The sequence below is a fragment of the Streptomyces sp. NPDC047079 genome, from assembly GCF_040643755.1.
In the GTDB taxonomy this organism is placed as follows: Bacteria; Actinomycetota; Actinomycetes; order Streptomycetales; family Streptomycetaceae; genus Streptomyces.
Genome location: NZ_JBEYUZ010000034.1, coordinates 1 through 14,811 on the forward strand (window position 1 = coordinate 1; position 14,811 = coordinate 14,811).

At 71.1% G+C, this 14,811-nt stretch carries 16 protein-coding genes; 7 read left to right on the plus strand and 9 right to left on the minus strand.

What is annotated here, in order from left to right; genetic code table 11:
* Nucleotides 1–90 precede the first annotated feature (90 nt).
* The 8 genes from ABZ823_RS27825 to ABZ823_RS27860 all read right to left on the minus strand — a co-directional run bounded on the left by ABZ823_RS27825 (nucleotide 91) and on the right by ABZ823_RS27860 (nucleotide 5,226).
* Nucleotides 91–348, minus strand: coding sequence for a DUF3099 domain-containing protein (locus ABZ823_RS27825; protein ID WP_361665605.1), 258 nt, complete (start codon nucleotides 346–348; stop codon nucleotides 91–93).
* 122 nt (nucleotides 349–470) lie between these two features.
* Nucleotides 471–758, minus strand: a complete 288-nt coding sequence (locus ABZ823_RS27830) for a DUF1416 domain-containing protein (RefSeq protein ID WP_043441578.1) — start codon at nucleotides 756–758, stop codon at nucleotides 471–473.
* 33 nt (nucleotides 759–791) lie between these two features.
* Nucleotides 792–1,637 carry a sulfurtransferase gene (locus tag ABZ823_RS27835; RefSeq protein ID WP_361665606.1) on the minus strand — a complete coding sequence of 282 codons (846 nt, stop codon included), beginning with the start codon at nucleotides 1,635–1,637 and terminating at the stop codon, nucleotides 792–794.
* A 141-nt stretch (nucleotides 1,638–1,778) separates the two neighbouring features.
* Nucleotides 1,779–1,859, minus strand: coding sequence for an Ms5788A family Cys-rich leader peptide (locus ABZ823_RS27840; RefSeq protein ID WP_351335063.1), 81 nt, complete (start codon nucleotides 1,857–1,859; stop codon nucleotides 1,779–1,781).
* A gap of 207 nt (nucleotides 1,860–2,066) precedes the next feature.
* Nucleotides 2,067–2,804, minus strand: a complete 738-nt coding sequence (locus ABZ823_RS27845) for a DUF2993 domain-containing protein (RefSeq protein WP_361665607.1) — start codon at nucleotides 2,802–2,804, stop codon at nucleotides 2,067–2,069.
* Between the two features lie 141 nt (nucleotides 2,805–2,945).
* Nucleotides 2,946–4,064 (minus strand): hypothetical protein, encoded by a 1,119-nt coding sequence (locus tag ABZ823_RS27850; RefSeq protein WP_361665608.1) that lies wholly within the window; start codon nucleotides 4,062–4,064, stop codon nucleotides 2,946–2,948.
* A gap of 3 nt (nucleotides 4,065–4,067) precedes the next feature.
* Nucleotides 4,068–4,322: a MoaD/ThiS family protein gene (locus ABZ823_RS27855; protein WP_361665609.1), complete on the minus strand. Its 255-nt coding sequence runs from the start codon at nucleotides 4,320–4,322 to the stop codon at nucleotides 4,068–4,070.
* A 37-nt stretch (nucleotides 4,323–4,359) separates the two neighbouring features.
* Nucleotides 4,360–5,226 carry an alpha/beta fold hydrolase gene (locus tag ABZ823_RS27860; RefSeq protein WP_361665610.1) on the minus strand — a complete coding sequence of 289 codons (867 nt, stop codon included), beginning with the start codon at nucleotides 5,224–5,226 and terminating at the stop codon, nucleotides 4,360–4,362.
* 295 nt (nucleotides 5,227–5,521) lie between these two features.
* Here ABZ823_RS27860 and ABZ823_RS27865 point away from each other — a divergent pair, with 295 nt between their 5' ends.
* Nucleotides 5,522–6,301 (plus strand): response regulator transcription factor, encoded by a 780-nt coding sequence (locus ABZ823_RS27865; protein WP_361665611.1) that lies wholly within the window; start codon nucleotides 5,522–5,524, stop codon nucleotides 6,299–6,301.
* 50 nt (nucleotides 6,302–6,351) lie between these two features.
* Nucleotides 6,352–7,377 (plus strand): LacI family DNA-binding transcriptional regulator, encoded by a 1,026-nt coding sequence (locus ABZ823_RS27870; RefSeq protein WP_361665612.1) that lies wholly within the window; start codon nucleotides 6,352–6,354, stop codon nucleotides 7,375–7,377.
* 271 nt (nucleotides 7,378–7,648) lie between these two features.
* Here the strand turns inward: ABZ823_RS27870 and ABZ823_RS27875 are convergent, their stop codons facing one another.
* On the minus strand, nucleotides 7,649–9,439 hold the full coding sequence (locus ABZ823_RS27875; protein ID WP_361665613.1) for a trypsin-like serine protease: 1,791 nt from the start codon (nucleotides 9,437–9,439) through the stop codon (nucleotides 7,649–7,651).
* 422 nt (nucleotides 9,440–9,861) lie between these two features.
* Between ABZ823_RS27875 and ABZ823_RS27880 the strand changes: the two genes are divergently transcribed.
* From ABZ823_RS27880 to mshD, 5 genes are all read left to right on the plus strand, one after another.
* Entirely contained in the window at nucleotides 9,862–10,965 is a 1,104-nt protein-coding gene (locus ABZ823_RS27880) for a trypsin-like peptidase domain-containing protein (RefSeq protein ID WP_361665614.1), read from the plus strand.
* A gap of 37 nt (nucleotides 10,966–11,002) precedes the next feature.
* Nucleotides 11,003–11,308 (plus strand): hypothetical protein, encoded by a 306-nt coding sequence (locus ABZ823_RS27885; RefSeq protein WP_361665615.1) that lies wholly within the window; start codon nucleotides 11,003–11,005, stop codon nucleotides 11,306–11,308.
* 272 nt (nucleotides 11,309–11,580) lie between these two features.
* The gene (locus tag ABZ823_RS27890; RefSeq protein ID WP_361665616.1) at nucleotides 11,581–12,312 is read left to right on the plus strand and encodes a response regulator transcription factor; all 732 of its coding nucleotides are present in this window, start codon (nucleotides 11,581–11,583) and stop codon (nucleotides 12,310–12,312) included.
* The gene (locus tag ABZ823_RS27895; RefSeq protein ID WP_361665617.1) at nucleotides 12,309–13,757 is read left to right on the plus strand and encodes a HAMP domain-containing sensor histidine kinase; all 1,449 of its coding nucleotides are present in this window, start codon (nucleotides 12,309–12,311) and stop codon (nucleotides 13,755–13,757) included. The genes ABZ823_RS27890 and ABZ823_RS27895 overlap by 4 nt, the downstream gene beginning before the upstream one ends.
* 84 nt (nucleotides 13,758–13,841) lie before the next feature.
* Nucleotides 13,842–14,780, plus strand: coding sequence for a mycothiol synthase (gene mshD / locus ABZ823_RS27900; protein WP_361665618.1), 939 nt, complete (start codon nucleotides 13,842–13,844; stop codon nucleotides 14,778–14,780).
* Nucleotides 14,781–14,811: the final 31 nt, after the last annotated feature.

The window sequence follows — 14,811 nt, forward strand, 5'->3', positions numbered from 1 at the left end:
GGCTCGACCAACGCCCAATCGTCGTCACTCAGTTCACGCCTCGCCACACGAAAGTTGTACCAGCATGGTGATCACGACTCCGTACAGGCCCTAGTGCCGTTTCTTGCCGTCCAGCTCGTCCCACCACTCGTCGGACTTCGGGTCCCCGGACGGGTCGTCCCACCAGCGGTCCTCGGGGCCGCGCCGGTTCGCCACCATCGCGGCCACCGGGGGGATCACCATCGCGACCACGCACATCCCCACCGCCGCGGGGACCGACCACAGGCGCACCACTCCCCACGCCAGGACGAACAGCCCGATGCAGGTCCCCATCATGGCGAAGTAGAGATGACGCCGGCGTGCGTACATGTCTCCAGGTTATGCCGGGGCATACCGAAGGGCCGCACCCCGTCCGACAGTGTCCAACCCTCGGGGGATGCGGCCCTTCAGCCGTGCACGTACGGCCCCTCGGACCGTCGTGGAGTGTGCCGTCAGACGGCGATCGCGACCTCCGCGAGACCGCCCTTCTGGGCGACGACCGTACGGTCCGCGGTGGCGCCGGGCACCAGGGCGCGCAGGGTCCAGGTGCCTTCGGCCGCGTAGAAGCGGAACTGTCCGGTCGCCGAGGTCGGGACCTCGGCGGTGAACTCGCCGGTCGAGTCCAGCAGGCGCACGTAACCGACGACGGGCTCGCCGTCGCGGGTCACCTGGCCCTGGATCGTGGTCTCACCGGGCTTGATCGTCGAGGCGTCGGGGCCGCCGGCCTTCGCTCCACACATGGTTCTTCCTTCGGGTAGGTCCGGGGTCCGGGATTACTTGGCGGCGCCCAGCTCGATCGGGACACCGACGAGGGAGCCGTACTCGGTCCAGGAGCCGTCGTAGTTCTTGACGTTCTCCACGCCGAGCAGCTCGTGCAGGACGAACCAGGTCAGCGCGGAGCGCTCACCGATGCGGCAGTAGGCGATGGTGTCCTTGGCGAGGTCGACGTTCTCCTCGGTGTACAGCTCCTTGAGCTCCTCGTCCGACTTGAACGTGCCGTCGTCGTTGGCGTTCTTCGACCACGGGATGTTGCGGGCGCTGGGGACGTGGCCGGGACGCTGCGACTGCTCCTGCGGCAGGTGCGCCGGGGCGAGCAGCTTGCCTGAGAACTCGTCGGGCGAACGGACGTCGACCAGGTTCTCATTGCCGATCGCGGCGACCACATCGTCGCGGAAGGCGCGGATGGAGGTGTCCTGCGGCTTGGCCTTGTACTCGGTGGCCGGGCGCTCGGGCACCTCGGTGCCGTCGACCAGCTCGCGGGCGTCCAGCTCCCACTTCTTGCGACCGCCGTCGAGCAGCTTCACGTTCTCGTGGCCGTACAGCTTGAAGTACCAGTAGGCGTAGGAGGCGAACCAGTTGTTGTTGCCGCCGTAGAGGATCACCGTGTGGTCGTTGGCGATGCCCTTCTCCGACAGGAGCTTCTCGAAGCCGGCCTGGTCGATGAAGTCGCGGCGGACCGGGTCCTGAAGGTCCTTCGTCCAGTCGATGCGGATGGCGTTCTTGATGTGGTTCTTGTCGTACGCGGACGTGTCCTCGTCCACCTCGACGATCGCGAGGGTCGGGTCGTCCAGGTGCTCCTGCAGCCAGTCGGCGTCGACCAGGACGTCGCTGCGGCTCATGCGCTTTCTCCTCCGGGGCAGTTGCGGCGGGTGATGCTGGTGTGAAGGGCGCGAGTACGCGGTCGGGCGGGGGCGTACACGGCGCATGGGTGACCCCGGGTTCGAGCGCGGGGCCGGGCGATACGGGAAGGAGTTCCCGCTTCAGAAGGGGCGACAGAGCATGGCGGCGACGCGGCACAGGTCTACTGCCCGCCGCTTCGTGAGATCCGCCTGTCGCTGCATGGGGTCGATCGTAGGGAGGGATCGCCGGGCATGTCACCGGCATGTCGCATACTGAGATGCGATCGTCCGCATTTCGGGAAAGCGGGACCGCCGCGCCCGCCGCCGGGCGGCTTCCGGCCGCCCGCGCCCACCGTCACATCTGCCGTACGGACGAGCGTGTCTCGCTCTTCGGACACCTCCGCCCTCGGGGCCGGAACCGTCGTCGTCCTACCCCGCCAGCCTGACGTCCGAACCCTTCGCCGTGATCTCCACGCCGTCCTTCGTCGCCCGCACCTGGGCGAGGCGTATGTCGCCGGGCAGCCGGGCGATCCCCTGCCGGAGGTCGGTGACGGCACGGAACCGGTCCTCGAGAAGCTGGGCCCCGGCGAGCTGGGGCAGCCCGTCCGCGTGCACCTGGACGGAGTTGCCCCGGACGGCGAGCGAGCCGAGCACGGGGACGGGCTTCAGCTTCTCGCCGCCGGGCGCCGTGAACTGGAGCGTCACCTTGACCTTGCCGTTGCCGCCGTCCGACAGGCCGATCACCCGGGCCGTCACCCCCAGCCCCACGTCGGCGGGGTCCGCCTTGGCCTTCCTGAGCAGCTCGTCGTAGCCGATCAGTGCGGTGCCCGTGGCGTCGGCCGCGGTGGCGGAGCTGTAGTCGCCGGAGAACCTGACGCCCTTCATATCCGCGTGGAGGTCGTCGATGCGCACCTTCTCGCCGCCGTTGCCGGTGGCCGCCTCGTAGTCCTTGATGCCGATCTCCACGTCGTCCAGCTCGCCGCCGGCGACCTGGGTGAGGAAGGGGAAGCCGTTGATGGACACGTCCGGGGCGGTGGCCAGGTTCTCGGTGGTCTTCAGCTTGTCGGCCACCTTGCCCTCGGCGAAGTGGACCGCCACCCGGTCCACGATGGCGAAGAGCCCGCCCAGGATCACGGCGATGATCAGCAGTATTCGCAGTGCGCGCATGCTCGGTGTTCCCCCACCTCGGCTGTCGTCCACGACAGATCACTGACGACCGGGTGGCCGCCGAGCGCGACTGTAACCCCGCGCTCGGCGGCCACCGCCGGATTGTGGATCATCTGTGACACACGGCAGGGGGAGGGCCTGCTAGCCGAGGGCGTGCCCCAGCACCCAGACCACCGGTGCCGCCGCCGTCAGCGGCAGGGCGACGCCCGCCGTGAAGTGGACGAAGCGGGACGGGTAGTCGTAGGAGGCGGCCCGGTGGCCGACCAGGGCGCAGACGCCCGCGCCGAGGCCCAGGAAGGCACCGGACGAGCCGAGGCCCGTCGCCCCGCCCATCGCGATGCCGGCACCCGCCGCCGCCAGCAGCGCCACGACCACCGAGGCCGCGGTCGGCAGCGGCAGCGCACGCGCCAGGACCGCGGCGGCGACCGCGACGGCCCCCACCGTGACGGCCTCCGGCGCGGCCGCGAGGTGCCCGGCCGCGAGGATCGACAGCGCGGACGAGGCCACCGTCGCCATCAGGCCGTACATCCGGGTGTCGGCATCGGCGTGCGAGCGCAGTTGCAGGACGAGGGACAGCAGCACCCAGACGCCGAGGGTGCCCAGGATCGCTGCGGGTGCGTTCTCCCGGCCGGCCACGAGCAGCGCGACATCCGTGGTGACCGCGCCGAGGAACGCCAGGGCGATGCCCTGCCGGGCGGGCCACATGCCGTTCAGCCGGAACCACCCGGCGGCCGTCACGGCCTGGAGCACCACGAGCGGTACGACGAGGGCGTACGTCCCTAGGGCCGCGGCACCGGCGAGCAGGATCGCGAGTCCCGCGGTAAGCGCGGCGGGCTCGAGCCCGGGCTCGATGATCGGCGAACGGCCCTCGAGCCGGGCGCGCTGGTTGGCCGGGAGGGCCGAGAGGTCGACGGCGGCGGGTTGCGCGGCCGTCGCCGTGGCGGCGTGACCGCCGGTGGCGGGCATGGCGTAGCCGTGGGAGTCGTGGGGGGCCTCCTGCGGCAACGGCTGCCCGTAGGCCTGCCCCTGCCACTGCCCGCTCCACTGCGGCTGCTGCTGGGGTTGCTGCTGTTGCTGCTGTTGCTGTGGTTGCTGCTGTTGCTGCTGCGGATACTGCTGCTGCTGTTGGGGATGCGCGGCCAGGTTCGGGTCGTACCAACCCTGCTGATGTCCCGCCTGCTGGTACCCCTGCTGCTGGTGGCCCTGCTGTCGGTGGGGGTCGTAGCCCGGGTCGTACCCCTCATGGGGCTGGTTGCTCATCGCTCATCCTCCTGCGAACGGCGGGAGCACCTCGACCGTGCCGCCCTCGGCCAGCCGTACCGTCTCATGCGCGCGGGTCCCGACCGGGTCACCGTCGATGAGGAAGGCGCATCGCCGCAGCACACGGACGAGTTCCCCGGGGTGTCGCTCGCGGGCCGCGTCGAGCGCCTCCGCGAGCGTGGTCGCGTCGTACGGCTCCTCGGCGGTCCCGGCCGCGGCCTTGGCGGCGGCCCAGTAGCGCACCGTGCCCTTTGCCATCTGCTTCCTCAACTCCGTCGTGGTGAACACCGTCAGGCTAGCCCGCGCGCGAGACCGCCCACGCCCCGATCCGCGTCATCAGCTCGTCGTCGCTCGCGTGCTCGGCATGGCCCATGCCCGGCTCCAGCCACAGTTCGGCGTGCCCGGGCGCGGCGTTCGCCAGCATCCGCGGGTGGTCGAGGGGAAAGTAGCCGTCCAGGTCGCCGTGCACGATCAGCAGCGGGGTCGGCGCGATCAGCGGGACGGCCTGCACCGGCGAGAGGGGAACCGGGTCCCAGTCGCGGTGGTGGATACGGGTGCGCAGGCCGTAACGGCCCACCAGGCGGCCCTCGGGCCGGGTCACCAGCCAGTGCAGCCGCCGCATGGGGGCCGTACCCCGGTAGTACCAGCGGGCGGGGGCGCTGACGGCCACCACCACGTCGGTGGCCGCGTCCCGCTGGTGCCGCGCCGCATGCCGCAGCACCACCGACCCGCCCATCGAGAAGCCGACGGTGACCACCCGGGAGTGCCCCAGCTCGCGTGCCCAGCGCACCGCGGCCGCCAGGTCGTGCACCTCCCGGTCGCCGACCGTCGAGCGTCCCCCCGACGCCCCGTGCCCGCGGAAGGAGAAGGTGACCACCGCCCCGCGCCCGGCGAGGACGCGGGCGATCCGGCGGACGTGAGGCCGCTCCAGATCACCGGTGAAGCCGTGTGCGACGACGAACACAAGATCCCGCTGATGACCGGCCGATGCACGCCCGGTGGCGTGTACGGCGTCGTATCCGGCGGAGCCCGGATCGTAGGCGGCGTCGATCGCGACCCCGTCAACGGTGCGCAGGAACGTCCTCAAAGGCCCATGACGCGCCGTCTCAGAGTCCGGACGAACCGTGAATCGTGCCGTGTGACCTGCCCGACCAGTGCTCATGTGGGCTATTCTGCTGGGCAGAGGACTCGGGCAGCGTAGCCCCCGGGTCCTTTTGTGCTTTCGGAAGCGTTGTATACGACGTGGGAAACCGCAGGTGTACGGGCCGTCGAACACATAGCGGGTCCCGGGGGTGCGGGATTCGCCAGGTACGAAGCAGTGCCGCATACGTCCTCGAAGGGACCGAGGAGGAACCAGACGTTATGGGCGAGCGAATCCTGCACGAACGTATGACGACCAGGGCATGGGGGCCCTCCCTGCCCGGGCGAAGCCGAGAGCTTGACGAGGGAGGGGCGCGATGAGTTCCCTGCTGCTCCTGACCAACGCTCTTCAGCCGTCGACGGAGGTGCTTCCCGCTCTCGGCCTGCTCCTGCACAACGTGCGAGTGGCTCCGGCGGAAGGCCCCGCCCTGGTCGACACCCCGGGCGCCGACGTCATCCTGATCGACGGACGCCGGGACCTTCCCCAGGTGCGCAGCCTGTGCCAGCTGCTGCGGTCCACCGGCCCCGGCTGCCCCCTGATCCTCGTCGTCACCGAGGGCGGCCTCGCCGCCGTCACCGCGGACTGGGGCATCGACGACGTCCTGCTGGACACCGCGGGACCGGCCGAGGTGGAGGCGCGGCTGCGCCTCGCCATGGGCCGCCAGCAGATCGTCAACGACGACTCCCCCATGGAGATCCGCAACGGCGACCTGTCCGTCGACGAGGCGACCTACAGCGCCAAGCTCAAGGGCCGCGTCCTCGACCTCACCTTCAAGGAGTTCGAGCTCCTGAAGTACCTCGCGCAGCACCCGGGCCGCGTCTTCACCCGCGCCCAGCTGCTCCAGGAGGTCTGGGGCTACGACTACTTCGGCGGTACGCGCACGGTCGACGTCCATGTACGACGGCTGCGCGCCAAGCTCGGCCCGGAGCACGAGTCGCTGATCGGCACCGTCCGGAACGTCGGCTACCGGTTCGTGACCCCGGAGAAGGTGGACCGCGCGGCCGAGGAGGCGAAGGCCAAGGCGAGCCGGCCGAAGCCGGCGGAGGCGGGCGAGACGGCGGCCGTGTCCGCGGCCGAGGTCACGGCTGAGGCATAGAACCGCTTACGGCCTGCCCAGGGGCCGGTCCATCCGCGTAGACTCCGCGCGTGGCCAAGGTGACTCGGGACGATGTGGCGCGGCTGGCGGGGACTTCCACGGCGGTCGTGAGCTACGTCATCAACAACGGACCCCGGCCGGTCGCCCCGGCCACGCGCGAGCGTGTCCTCGCCGCGATCAAGGAGCTGGGGTACCGGCCCGACCGGGTCGCCCAGGCCATGGCGTCGCGCCGCACGGACCTCATAGGCATGATCGTCCCGGATGCGCGCCAGCCCTTCTTCGGCGAGATGACGCACGCTGTCGAGCAGGCCGCCGCCGAGCGCGGAAAGATGGTGCTCGTCGGCAACACCGACTACGTGGCCGAGCGCGAGGTCCACTATCTGCGCGCCTTCCTCGGTATGCGCGTCTCCGGGCTGATCCTGGTCAGCCACGCGCTCAACGACCACGCCGCCGCCGAGATCGACGCGTGGGACGCCCGGGTGGTGCTGCTGCACGAGCGGCCCGAGGCGATCGACGACGTCGCGGTCGTCACCGACGACCTCGGCGGCGCCCAGCTCGCCGTACGCCACCTGCTGGAGCATGGCTACCCCTACGTCGCCTGTATGGGCGGCACCGCGGAGACGCCGGCGGTCGGCGACCCGGTCTCCGACCACGTCGAGGGATGGCGGCGAGCGATGCAGGAGGCCGGGCTCCCGACGGAGGGCCGGCTGTTCGAGGCGCCGTACAACCGTTACGACGCGTACCGGGTGGGCCTGGAGCTGCTGTCCGGGCCGAACCGTCCGCCGGCCATCTTCTGCTCCACCGACGACCAGGCGATCGGCGTGCTGCGCGCGGCGCGCGAGCTGCGCATCGACGTGCCGGGCGAGCTGGCCGTGGCCGGCTTCGACGACGTCAAGGAGGCGGCGCTCACGGATCCGCCGCTGACGACGGTGGCCTCGGACCGGTCGGCGATGGCCCAGGCGGCCGTGGACCTCGTCCTCGACGACGGCCTGCGCGTGGCCGGCTCGCGGCGTGAGCGGGTCAAGCAGTTCCCGTCGCGGCTGGTGGTGCGGCGGTCCTGCGGGTGCGAGGGCTGAGCTGCCCGGCTTCCGTTCCGGCAGAGGGGCGGTCCTGGCGGCGAGAGGGGCTGCCCCAGTGCTGGACGCCCAGAGGGCCGGATTCCGAGAAGGCCGGACCCCGAGAAGGCCGGACCCCGAGAGGGCCAGCTTTCCGCCGTCGGATTCCGCGAGAGGGCGGGTTTCCGCCGCCGGTCGTGTGAGACGGCCGGTGATGCCGTCGGGTGCCGAAAAGGCGACGGCCCGCCGGTGAACCGGCGGGCCGTCGCCCGGGCTGTGCTGCCGAGGATGCTCAGAACAGCAGGTTGTACTGGTTGAAACCGGTGCCGAGGCTGATCCTCGACCCGAACAGGGACGAGGACGCCTTGTTGGTGCCGGGGTAGAGCCACAGCGTGCCGCCGGAGTCGCGGGTGATGACATCGGCGATGCCGTCGCCCGTCACATCGCCGTTGGTCACGTACGAGGTGAAGTTCCAGCCCGTGCGCGCCTTGATCCGAGCGGACCACGGGGTCTTCTCCTGCTGGGTGCCCCGGTACAGCCACAGGGTGCCGTCGCCGGAGCGGACCAGCAGGTCGGCCTTGCCGTCGCCGGACAGGTCGCCCCGGCCGAAGATCTTCACACCCTTCCAGGCGCGGTCGACGACCTTGACCCGGCCGTAGAACTGGCCGTTGCCCTTGCCCGGGTACAGGTACACCGAGCCGTCCGAGTCCACCGCGACCAGGTCGGGGCGGGCGTCACCGGTCATGTCGCCCGGGACGGCGTACGACTTGTAGCCGCCCCACACCGAGCTGATCTGCATCCAGGTGAACTGCTGGGCGGCCTGGTCGAAGTAGCTGCGGTACAGCTTGCCGTCGACCTTGTCGCGGACGATCAGGTCCTGGTAGATGTCGCGGTCCAGGTTGGCCTGGAGGGCCCAGCTGGCGCCCTCCCAGCCGCTGCTGCCGAAGACGCGCGAGGCCAGCGAGGTGCCCTTGCTGTCCTGCTCGAACAGGCCGCCGGACGGAGTGCGGGCCAGCAGGTCGGCGCGGCCGTCGTAGGACAGGTCCGTGTCGTCGATGCGCGGCTGCGCGGCCCAGGTGTACGAGGAGACCTTGGTGAAGACCGGGTAGGCGCCCTTGGCGGTGCAGCCCGCGACGCCCCACGACACCACACCGACGATCTTGCCGCCGACCACGAGCGGGCCGCCGGAGTCGCCGTTGCACGTGCTCTTGGTGCCCTCGTCGCTGCCGGTGGCCGGAGTGCCGGCGCAGATCATCGAGCCCTCGGCGAAGTAGTCCGCGCCGATGACCGACTTCATCGCACTGTCGCAGGTCGCGTCGGCGACCATCGGCAGGCTCACCTTGCGCAGGGTGGCCGACAGGTCGGCGCCGTCGGCACCGGAGGTCAGACCCCATCCGTAGACGGTGGCGTTGGGGGTGGTGCTGGGCTGGTAGAGCGCGCTGTCGTTCGACGCGGCCAGGCGCATCCACTGCTGCTGCAGCGGCTCGTCGAGGGTGAGGACAGCGATGTCGTTCTGAATGGTGTCGGGGTTGTAGCGCGGGTGGTTCCACTGACGCAGGACACCCACCACGGTTCCGCCGTTGAGGTCGGCGGAACCGGACCGCACAACACCGTTCGCGGCCCAGTTCAGGCCCGCGACGCAGTGCGCGGCGGTGAGGACCTTGTTCGGGGCGACCAGGGTGCCGCCGCAGAAGTAGCCCTCGTCGGTGTTGGGGTCGTAGTAGCCGAGCTGGACCATCCAGGGCGCGGAGGCGATCGTCGTCTCCGTGCCGCCGATGATGAACGAGGACGGCTTGCCCGTGCCGGCGGCGGGTGCCTTGGCGGCCGCCCGCTGCGCCTGCTGCTTGTTCACGGCCGCCTGCTTCCTGGCGGCGTTGATCAGTCGCTCGTGCAGTTCCTCGGAAGAGGCGGCCGGCTTCGGGACGCCGGTCCGCTGCTGGGTGACTCCGGGCTTGGGGAGTCCGTCGGCGGCGGCCGCCGACTGGGCCGCCAGGGCGCCGACGCCGGTCAGGGCCAGCGCGAGGGCGGCCGCGGGAAGCGCCACGGTGGGGCGTCTCCAGCGGCCGCGCAGGGCACGTATCACTCAGGGCTCCTGGGTGTGTCGTAGACAAGGGCCCGAGGGAGGCGTACGACGCACCGGCCCGACGCAGCGCGGCGCAAAAGCCGCGCAGTGCAGTCGGGTGAAACCGCGGAGCCCCCCTCCGGTTGCCGTGATCGTAGCCTCGGGCGCCCTTCCGTCACACGGGCTACACAAACCTCAGACAAACGTTCGTTCCCCGCACCCTGTCCCCTCACCTCCCGGACACCTGAAGTTTCCCTGACCTCCATGGCGCCAGGGGTCCCCGGCCTCCTGGGGCCTTCCCGAGCCCCAGCCCTCCAGGGCCTCTGCGGGGCGCGTTCGTCTGGGCCTCTTCGGGGCGCCTTTATATCGGGCATACGAGGTTCTGTCGGGCTTCTCAGCGGCGACTCAGCTGGCTCTCATGATCGCGGGACACTCTCTCTTACATGACCGAGAGCTTCCGCCGCAGCGGCGAGTACGAGTCCCCCCAGGATGACGGGCACCAGTCCGCGTACCCCTGGCAGCAGCACGTCTCTCCCCCTGTGAACCCGGAGTGGCCGCCTCCGCCGGCCTACGAGCCTGCCCGACCGGCCGCACAGCCGTCGGCGACGGCCGCCCCGGGTCATGACGCAGGCGACGGCGGCGGAAGCGCTCCCCTCGACGCCGCCCCCGCGGCGCCCGCCCCGAAGCGGCGCGCCAAGGGGCCGCTCGCCCTCCTCGCCGCCGTGGCGATCGTCGCCGCGGCCATAGGCGGCGGCACGGCGTACGGCATCCAGGAACTCACCGGCAAGAACACGGTCCCCTCCAGCTCGACCAGCACCACCGTCGTGCCCTCCAGCAAGAAGGGCACGGTCGCGGGGGTGGCCGCAGCGGTCAGCCCGAGCATCGTGGAGATCAGCGCCACCTCCAACTCCGGCCAGTCGACCGGCTCGGGCGTGATCATCACGAGCGCCGGCGAGATCATCACCAACAACCACGTCATCTCCGGCGCCTCCTCGATCAAGGTGACCACGAGCGGCGGCAGGTCCTACACCGCCCGGGTCGTCGGCACCGACAGCAAGAAGGACATCGCCCTCATCAAGGTGGAGGGCGCCTCCGGCCTGAGGGCCGCCACGCTCGGCAACTCCGACGGCGTCCAGGTCGGCGACCAGGTCGTGGCGATCGGCTCCCCCGAGGGCCTGACCGGCACGGTCACCAGCGGCATCGTCTCGTCCCTCAACCGCGACGTCACCGTCTCGACCGACGAGGGCCAGGGCCAGGGGAACGGCCGGTGGCCGTTCGAGTTCGGCGGCCGCCAGTTCAACGGCGACACCGGGTCCTCCACCACCACGTACAAGGCGATCCAGACGGACGCGTCCCTCAACCCGGGCAACTCCGGCGGCGCCCTCATCGACATGAACGGCAACATCATCGGCATCAACTCGGCGATGTACTCGGCCGGTTCGGACTCGACCTCGTCGAGCACCGGCAGTGTGGGCCTCGGCTTCGCCATCCCGATCAACACCGTCAAGTCCGACCTGGCGACCCTCCGCTCCGGTTCCCGGAGCTGAGCGGGCGCCCGGTAGGGCGGCTGGTAAGGAGCACGACATGATCAAGCAGGTTCTGCACGAGACGACCGCTCCCATCGGCCCCGCCAGGGTCTCCCTGGCCCTGGCCGTGGCGCACGGACTCCACCGCCCGGCGGCCCCCGCCCCCGAGGCGTACGAACTCCGCACCGTCGTGACCACCGCGGCGCCCGCGCCGAGGACGTACGAGCTGCGCGCCCCGGTCACCCGGGCCCCCGAGGTCCGGGAGGTCGCGGTCCCCCAGCTGATGGGCCTGCGGCGCACCAACGTCGCGCGCCCGCACCGCCGCAAGGTGCCGCTGAACCGGCTCACGGTGGCGCTGAGCTGACCCGCACGCCGTACCTCCCCGGCACCGGCATCCGTCCACCCCGCACGCCGCCCACCCCCACCCCACCCGTCCACCCCACGCGGCCGTACCCGTCGGCGCCGGTACCCCGCCTGGTCCGCAGGCCCGCACGGCGCCGGCGCCGGCCCTGCCCTCCGTACGGCGTACGCCCCCGGCGCCGGCACCGGTCCAGTCCTTTCCGTCCACGCCGGGAAACATGCGAGGCTGAAGACGTTCAGCCACCGTCCCGTCGCACTCCTAGGAACCCCATATCCATGAGCCCCGCCGAAGGCGACCGTGAACCCCAGCGCATTCTGATCGTCGACGACGAGCCGGCGGTCCGCGAAGCACTCCGGCGCAGCCTCGCCTTCGAGGGCTACGACACCGAGGTCGCCGTGGACGGCGCGGACGCGCTGGAGAAGGCGACGGCGTACCAGCCCGACCTGGTCGTCCTGGACATCCAGATGCCGCGGATGGACGGCCTCACCGCCGCCCGCCGGATGCGCGGCGCGGGCACCACCACCCCCATCCTCATGCTCACGGCCCGGGACACGGTCGGCGACCGTGTCACCGGTCTCGACGCCGGGGCCGACGACTACCTGGTCAAGCCCTTCGAACTGGACGAGCTCTTCGCCCGCATCCGCGCCCTGCTCCGCCGCAGCTCCTACGTGGCCACGGCGGTCGGCGCCCCGGAGGACGAGGCACTGACCTTCGCCGACCTCCGCATGGACCTGGCGACGCGCGAGGTCACACGGGGCGGGCGGGCGGTGGAACTGACCCGCACCGAATTCACGCTCCTGGAGATGTTCATGGCACATCCGCGCCAGGTGCTGACCCGGGAGCAGATCCTCAAGGCGGTCTGGGGCTTCGACTTCGAGCCGTCGTCGAACTCCCTCGATGTGTACGTGATGTATCTGCGCCGCAAGACGGAGGCGGGAGGCGAGCCCCGTCTGGTGCACACGGTGCGCGGTGTGGGCTACGTCCTGCGGCAGGGCGGCGCCGAGTGATCAAGCGTTTCCGCTCCCTGCCGCTGCGCTCCCGCCTCGCCCTGCTGGTGGCGGCGGCGGTGGCGTTCGGGGTGGCGGCGGTGTCGGTGAGCTGCTGGTTCATCGTCCAGGGCAAGCTCTACGAGCAGGTGGACCACGACCTGAAGAGCTCCAGCGCGCCGGTCCGGCCGGGCGGTCTGGAACGCGTCCTGGCCGACTGCACGACCACGCCCTCCCCACAGGACGACCGCGGCCCCGAGCTCAGCACCTACTTCACACAGGTGGTCAATGTAGACGGTCAGATCTGCGTCTACCCGAACTCGGTCGGCATGGTCAAACCCACGCGCAACGACATCGAGATCGCCCGGAACCCGACCCACGGCGTCCTGCACAACAGCGTCGACAGCAAGGGCGACCCGGTACGGGTGCTGACCACGCCCCTGCTCAGCGCGGGCCCCGACGGACCGACGCTGTATCCGGGCTACGCCCTGACCTTGGCGTACCCCCTGAAGGACACCGACAAGACGCTCAACGACCTTGCCGTGATCCTCCTCATCGTCTCCGGCCTCGGTGTCGTGGGCGCCGGTGCCGTCGGCCTGGCCGTGGCCCGCGCGGGCCTGCGTCCCGTCGACAAGCTGACGGAGGCGGTCGAGCACATCGCGCGCACCGAGGACCTGACCATCCGGATCCCGGTGGACGAGGCCAGCGAGGACGAGATCGCCCGTCTGTCCCGCTCCTTCAACTCGATGACCTCGGCCCTCGCCAACTCCCGCGAACTACAGCAGCAGCTGATCGCGGACGCGGGCCACGAGCTGCGCACGCCGCTCACCTCCCTGCGGACGAACATCGAACTCCTCAGCCGCAGCGAGGAGACGGGCCGCCCGCTCCCCGCGGAGGACCGCAAGGCGCTGCTCGCCTCGGTGAAGGCCCAGATGACGGAACTGGCCTCGCTGATCGGCGATCTTCAGGAGCTGTCCCGTCCCGAGAAGGGTCTGCACGCCGGCAAGGCCCAGGTGGTGGAGTTGCAGGACACCGTCGAGAACGCCCTGCGCCGCGCCCGGCTGCGCGGCCCCGAGCTGACGATCACGGCGGATCTCAAGCCCTGGTACGTCCGCGCGGAGCCGTCCGCGCTGGAGCGGGCGGTCGTGAACATCCTGGACAACGCCGTGAAGTTCAGCCCCGAGGGCGGCACGATCGAGGTCGCCCTCACGGACGGCGTACTGTCCGTCCGCGACCACGGCCCCGGCATCGCGGCCGAGGAACTCCCGCACGTCTTCGACCGCTTCTGGCGCTCCCCCTCGGCCCGCGCGCTACCCGGCTCCGGCCTGGGCCTGTCCATCGTGGCCCGCTCGGTCCAGCAGGCCGGTGGCGAGGTGTCCCTGCGGCCGGCGGCCGGCGGTGGCACGGTGGCGACGGTACGGCTGCCGGGGGCGCCGACGCCACCGCAGCCCAGTCCGGACGAGTAGGCGGCCTCGGGGCCGAGGGGGCCGGTTCCGCCGTCCCTGGATGCCTCCTCCCCTGCCCCCGGCCCGCCCCTTACCCTCGTATCCATGACCAGCGACGACGCCGCCCGCCCGGCACTGACCCGCTCCATCGAGACCGTCACCGCGCTCTCACCCGCACAGGCCGAGGCCGTGCTAGAGCTGCTCACCGACGCCGCCCGGGTCGACGGGCAACAGGCGGTGTCCGAACAGGGGCGGTTGCAACTGCGTGGTGGCGAGCGCGAGGGCGTCTCCCATCTGCTGCTGATGGCCGGCGAGACGCTCGTCGGGTACGCCCAGCTGGAGGACACCGACCCGGTGGAGGCCCCTGCCGCCGAACTGGTGGTGCACCCCTCGCACCGCGGACACGGGCACGGCCGGGCGCTGGGCGCCGCCCTCCTGGCCGCCTCCGGCAAGCGGCTTCGGGTGTGGGCGCACGGCGGCCACTCGGCGGCCCGGCACCTCGCCCAGGTCCTCGGCCTCACCCTCTTCCGCGAACTGCGCCAGCTGCGGCGCCCGTTGGACCAGATGGAACTGCCCGAGCCGAAGCTGCCCGACGGTGTCACCGTCCGCACCTTCGTGCCCGGCCAGGACGACGCGGCCTGGCTCGCCCTCAACGCGGAGGCCTTCGCCCACCACCCCGAGCAGGGCTCTCTCACCCAGCGCGATCTCGACGACCGCAAGGCCGAGCCGTGGTTCGACCCGCAGGGCTTCTTCCTCGCGGAGCGCGAGGGTGAGCACGGCCCCGAAGTGATCGGCTTCCACTGGACCAAGATCCACGCGGAGGAACAGCTCGGCGAGGTGTACGTCCTCGGTGTCCGCCCCGGCGCCCAGGGCGGCGGCCTCGGCCGCGCCCTCACCACGATCGGCCTGCGGTACCTCACTGCCCAGGGCATGCCGACCGCGATGCTCTACGTCGACGCGGACAACACGGCCGCCCTCGCGGTGTACGAGCGGCTGGGCTTCGCCACTTACGAGACGGATCTGATGTACCGGACGGAGACCTGAGGGCCTCTGGGGTGCTGAGGGACTCTGGAGT

Bases quoted from the DNA above. Each gene is read 5' to 3' on its own strand.
- ABZ823_RS27825 (WP_361665605.1), bottom strand. From the start codon at position 348: ATGTACGCACGCCGGCGTCATCTCTACTTCGCCATGATGGGGACCTGC.
- ABZ823_RS27845 (WP_361665607.1), bottom strand. From the start codon at position 2,804: ATGCGCGCACTGCGAATACTGCTGATCATCGCCGTGATCCTGGGCGGG.
- ABZ823_RS27860 (WP_361665610.1), bottom strand. From the start codon at position 5,226: ATGAGCACTGGTCGGGCAGGTCACACGGCACGATTCACGGTTCGTCCG.
- ABZ823_RS27880 (WP_361665614.1), top strand. From the start codon at position 9,862: ATGACCGAGAGCTTCCGCCGCAGCGGCGAGTACGAGTCCCCCCAGGAT.
- ABZ823_RS27850 (WP_361665608.1), bottom strand. From the start codon at position 4,064: ATGAGCAACCAGCCCCATGAGGGGTACGACCCGGGCTACGACCCCCAC.
- mshD (WP_361665618.1), top strand. From the start codon at position 13,842: ATGACCAGCGACGACGCCGCCCGCCCGGCACTGACCCGCTCCATCGAG.
- ABZ823_RS27865 (WP_361665611.1), top strand. From the start codon at position 5,522: ATGAGTTCCCTGCTGCTCCTGACCAACGCTCTTCAGCCGTCGACGGAG.
- ABZ823_RS27890 (WP_361665616.1), top strand. From the start codon at position 11,581: ATGAGCCCCGCCGAAGGCGACCGTGAACCCCAGCGCATTCTGATCGTC.
- ABZ823_RS27840 (WP_351335063.1), bottom strand. From the start codon at position 1,859: ATGCAGCGACAGGCGGATCTCACGAAGCGGCGGGCAGTAGACCTGTGC.
- ABZ823_RS27855 (WP_361665609.1), bottom strand. From the start codon at position 4,322: ATGGCAAAGGGCACGGTGCGCTACTGGGCCGCCGCCAAGGCCGCGGCC.
- ABZ823_RS27835 (WP_361665606.1), bottom strand. From the start codon at position 1,637: ATGAGCCGCAGCGACGTCCTGGTCGACGCCGACTGGCTGCAGGAGCAC.
- ABZ823_RS27885 (WP_361665615.1), top strand. From the start codon at position 11,003: ATGATCAAGCAGGTTCTGCACGAGACGACCGCTCCCATCGGCCCCGCC.
- ABZ823_RS27830 (WP_043441578.1), bottom strand. From the start codon at position 758: ATGTGTGGAGCGAAGGCCGGCGGCCCCGACGCCTCGACGATCAAGCCC.